At 40.3% G+C, this 4,118-nt stretch carries 5 protein-coding genes; all 5 read right to left on the reverse strand.

The genetic code is table 11. The features are described from left to right. On the reverse strand, nucleotides 1-194 hold a 194-nt coding region (locus tag WBJ10_RS16920), incomplete at its 3' end, for a PAS domain-containing protein (RefSeq protein ID WP_424292430.1). 214 nt (nucleotides 195-408) lie between these two features. After that, complete coding sequence (rfbB, locus tag WBJ10_RS16925) at nucleotides 409-1,461, reverse strand: dTDP-glucose 4,6-dehydratase (protein ID WP_424292432.1); 1,053 nt, start codon at nucleotides 1,459-1,461, stop codon at nucleotides 409-411. A gap of 62 nt (nucleotides 1,462-1,523) precedes the next feature. Continuing rightward, the gene (gene galE, locus WBJ10_RS16930; RefSeq protein ID WP_424292433.1) at nucleotides 1,524-2,555 is read right to left on the reverse strand and encodes a UDP-glucose 4-epimerase GalE; all 1,032 of its coding nucleotides are present in this window, start codon (nucleotides 2,553-2,555) and stop codon (nucleotides 1,524-1,526) included. Next, nucleotides 2,555-3,541, reverse strand: coding sequence for a UDP-glucuronic acid decarboxylase family protein (locus tag WBJ10_RS16935; RefSeq protein WP_424292435.1), 987 nt, complete (start codon nucleotides 3,539-3,541; stop codon nucleotides 2,555-2,557). Before WBJ10_RS16935 ends, galE begins: the two co-directional genes overlap by 1 nt. Before the next feature lie 34 nt (nucleotides 3,542-3,575). Further along, on the reverse strand, nucleotides 3,576-4,118 hold a 543-nt coding region (locus tag WBJ10_RS16940; RefSeq protein ID WP_424292437.1), incomplete at its 5' end, for a UDP binding domain-containing protein.

Raw genomic sequence — 4,118 nt, forward strand, 5'->3', positions numbered from 1 at the left:
ACATCTGCCAGGGCCAGACTAAATTGCCTCATAGCGGGTGGGGTGAATTTCCTAAGAATGAGGTGCGCATCTACGAAAAGCTGCGGGATAATGGTATTTCGGAAATAATTCTCGAGCTCATCATTCAACTCGATCAGCGTACTTATTTGCTCGTTTTTATTTTGCATAGTAGTCGCACTCTCTATGGGGAGCATAATACAAGTATAAATAATAATTTATTAACCCGTGCGAAAGCATTCGAACAAGAATTCTCCCATCTCCAAATATTTTTCGCCATAAGGTATGCAAGCTGACCAAATGGGTTTCTCAGGTCAACTTTAAGCTTCGGCGCTAATAAACTAATTGCGACAGCAATGAATTAGAAAGTGTTTTACAGGCCACGTGCCCGTTCTATATGTATAAAAAAAATTATCTTTCGGAATATTGATCTTTGTAATATGATTGATAATTTCCTGACGTAACATTTTGTAACCACTCCTCATTTTCCAGGTACCAGTCGACTGTTTTGGCTAACCCTTCTTCAAATTGAAGGCTCGGCGTCCAGTTCAGGTCTTTCTGAAGTTTTGAAGAATCGATAGCATACCGTTGATCGTGACCTGCACGATCAGTTACAAAAGTTATCAACTTGGCGGAAGTACCGGGCTCACGGTTAAGTTTTTCATCCATGATCTTACATAACAAGTTAATAAGGTCTATATTTTTCCACTCGTTGTGCCCCCCGACATTATACGTACTGCCGGCGCTTGCTCCATGAAATATCACATCAATCGCTCTGGCATGATCTTCGACCCAGAGCCAGTCGCGGATGTTATCTCCTTTACCATAAACCGGTATTGGCCGGGAATTTTTAATATTGTTTATCGCCAGAGGAATTAGTTTCTCAGGAAAATGATAGGAACCGTAATTATTCGAACAGTTCGAAATGACCACGTCCATCCCATAAGTATCATGATACGCCCTTACAAAATGATCTGAACTTGCCTTTGACGCTGAATATGGACTATGTGGATCATAAGCTGTGTCCTCACGGAAAAGTCCTTCTTCGCCAAGGCTGCCATAAACCTCATCTGTTGAGACATGATAAAAACGATGATCACTTAAATTGTCCTTCCAGGCGTTTCTTGCGGCATTAAGAAGATTAACCGTACCAACAACATTGGTAATGACAAACTCCAGTGGATTACTGATCGAACGGTCAACATGTGATTCAGCCGCCAAATGAATAACTGAGTGTATATTCTCGGAAACGAATAAATCGTTAATAAAAGCAGAGTCAACGATATCCCCTTTAATAAAACGATAGTTATTTTTATTTTCTATATCCTGTAAGTTCAAAAGGTTACCCGCATAGGTAAGTTTATCTAAATTGATAATTTGATATTCAGGATATGAATTAACAAAACGCCTGACGACGTGGGAACCGATAAAGCCCGCGCCTCCGGTAATCAATATTTTTTTCATTGTGTAATAGTTTTAATAAGCCCCCTGAGGGAGTTTTCAGGATAAATCTTAATTTCCGATCCTTACATAGGGTTTTCCTTGATATAATTTTCCCAGGCCCAGGCTGAGCTCATCATCACGGAAAGGTTTAATTCGGCTTTCCAGGCCAGTTCTCTTTCTGCTTTACCAACCTCCCCGAAGATTTGTTCCACATCTCCGGGACGACGTGGCCCCATTTTGTATCCAGCTTTGACTCCAGTCGCATTTTCAAAAGCATGAATTACTTCAAGTACTGAACTGCCTTTTCCGGTGCCAATATTATAAACTTTGAAACGATCCTCATCGGTATGCTGCTCCATCTTTTTAAGGGCAGATATGTGAGCTTTGGCAAGATCCACAACATGAATGTAATCCCGGATGCAAGTACCATCGGGTGTGTTATAATCATTGCCGTGAACTACTATATCGCCGCGCTTGCCTATGGCGGCCTGGGTAATGAAGGGTACAAGGTTCTGAGGAACTCCCGTAGGCAATTCCCCAATTAATGCAGATGCATGAGCACCCACCGGGTTAAAATAACGCAGCGCTGTTACTTTCAGGTTCCCCTTTGCTTTGGTTGTATCAAGCAATATTTCCTCTGAAATTTGCTTTGTATTCCCATACGGTGATTCCGCCTTTTTTACGGGAGCTTCCTCGGTCACTGGCAATTTTTCTGGCTCCCCATAAACCGTACAGCTCGATGAGAAGACAAAATTCATTGGACGATCTGAAAGAGATTCTAATAGATTTACCAGGGAATATAAATTGTTTCGGTAATAGCTTAAAGGATTTTCAACAGATTCACCCACACTTTTAAATGCAGCGAAGTGTATGATCCCATCGATATCCGAATTTTGTGAGATAAATTCGAAAGTAGCTTTTGAATCACAAAGATCGAACTGAAAAAAATCAGGCTTTACACCAGTTATTGTTTCAATCTGATTAAGGATTTGAGGTGTTGAATTGGAAAGGTCATCAATAATAATTGGAGTGTAACCTGCATTTATCAATTCGACTACGGTATGAGAACCTATAAAACCTGTACCACCTGTAACGAGAACTTTTTTTCCGGACATTATTTATTGTTGTAGTAAGTAAAATCTTTGTGTTTAATTTCTTTCTCGGGCAGCGACTTAAAATAATCGTATGTGATTTTTAAGCCTTCCGACCTTCCAACCAAAGGTTCCCAATTTAATATTTTACGGGCCTTGGTTATATCTGGACGACGCTGTTTAGGGTCATCTGTTGGTAAATCATGATATACCATTTTTTGCTTAGTGCCGGTTAATTTAATAATCTCTTCACCAAATTCTCTGATAGTGATCTCATCCGGATTTCCGATATTAACGGGCTGGGCGTAATCAGAGAATAATAACCGGTATATGCCCTCTACTAAATCGTCGACGTAACAGAAGGAACGGGTTTGCGATCCGTCTCCAAAAACTGTCAAATCTTCTCCCCTCAGGGCCTGCCCAATGAAAGCCGGTAATACACGTCCATCATTTAGACGCATACGTGGACCATAAGTATTAAAAATCCTGACGATACGGGTTTCAAGGCCATGAAATGTGTGGTAAGCCATTGTCATAGCTTCCTGGAAGCGTTTAGCTTCATCATAAACGCCCCGGGGACCTACCGGATTTACGTTACCCCAATATTCTTCGGGCTGTGGATTAACAGTAGGGTCGCCATAAACTTCAGAAGTTGAAGCGATAAGTAACCGTGATCCCTTTGCCCTGGCCAAGCCTAAAAGATTGTGAATCCCGAGGGAGCCAACCTTTAAGGTTTGGATCGGAATTTTCAAATAATCGATAGGACTTGCTGGGGATGCAAAGTGCAGGATGTAATCAACTGATCCTGAAACATATACAAACTTGGACACATCGTGATTATAGAATTCAAAGTTTTCGAGCGGAAATAGGTGTTCGATATTTCTCAATTCCCCTGTTATAAGATTATCCATTCCAATAACATGGAAATCTTCTTTTATAAAGCGATCACAAAGATGTGATCCCAGAAAACCAGCTGCGCCGGTGATCAGTATACGCTTTCTTTCATTCATTTGTTGATACTTAAAAGGCTAAAGATTGTGCAGATTAATTAGGTATTACTTTTCTACCTATGCTATTATAATAATATCCAAGATCGATCATCTTCTGTAGTTCGTACAAGTTCCGTCCGTCGAACACTACTTTTTGTTTTAAAAGAGAACTCATCCGTTCAAAATCAGGAGTTCTAAATACAGACCACTCGGTAACTATCATCAATGCATCGGCACCATTTAATATATCGTACTGATTTTCACCAAAGACAATTTTATCACCTTTTAGTTTCTTTATATTATCCATTGCTTCCGGATCAAATACATGCACTTCAGCACCGTCCTTTAACAATTCATCTATTATATATAATGCGGGAGCCTCTCTTATGTCATCGGTTTCCGGTTTAAACGCCAATCCCCAAATCGCTATCTTTTTACCCTTCAAATCTCCATTATAATATTTTCTCATTTTCTCTACCATTAGAGTCTTCTGAGTATTATTGACGTCCATCACGGATTCCAGAATCTTGAAATCGTATTTATTTTCCTTAGCAGATTGCGCAAGTGCCTGGACGTCTTTAGGGAAACAACTGCCCCC

The sequence above is a fragment of the Daejeonella sp. genome (genome assembly GCF_049655485.1).
In the GTDB taxonomy this organism is placed as follows: Bacteria; Bacteroidota; Bacteroidia; order Sphingobacteriales; family Sphingobacteriaceae; genus Daejeonella.

Excerpts from the sequence above, each read along its gene's own strand:
- rfbB (WP_424292432.1), bottom strand. The coding sequence starts at position 1,461 with ATGAAAAAAATATTGATTACCGGAGGCGCGGGCTTTATCGGTTCCCAC.
- galE (WP_424292433.1), bottom strand. The coding sequence starts at position 2,555 with ATGTCCGGAAAAAAAGTTCTCGTTACAGGTGGTACAGGTTTTATAGGT.
- WBJ10_RS16935 (WP_424292435.1), bottom strand. The coding sequence starts at position 3,541 with ATGAATGAAAGAAAGCGTATACTGATCACCGGCGCAGCTGGTTTTCTG.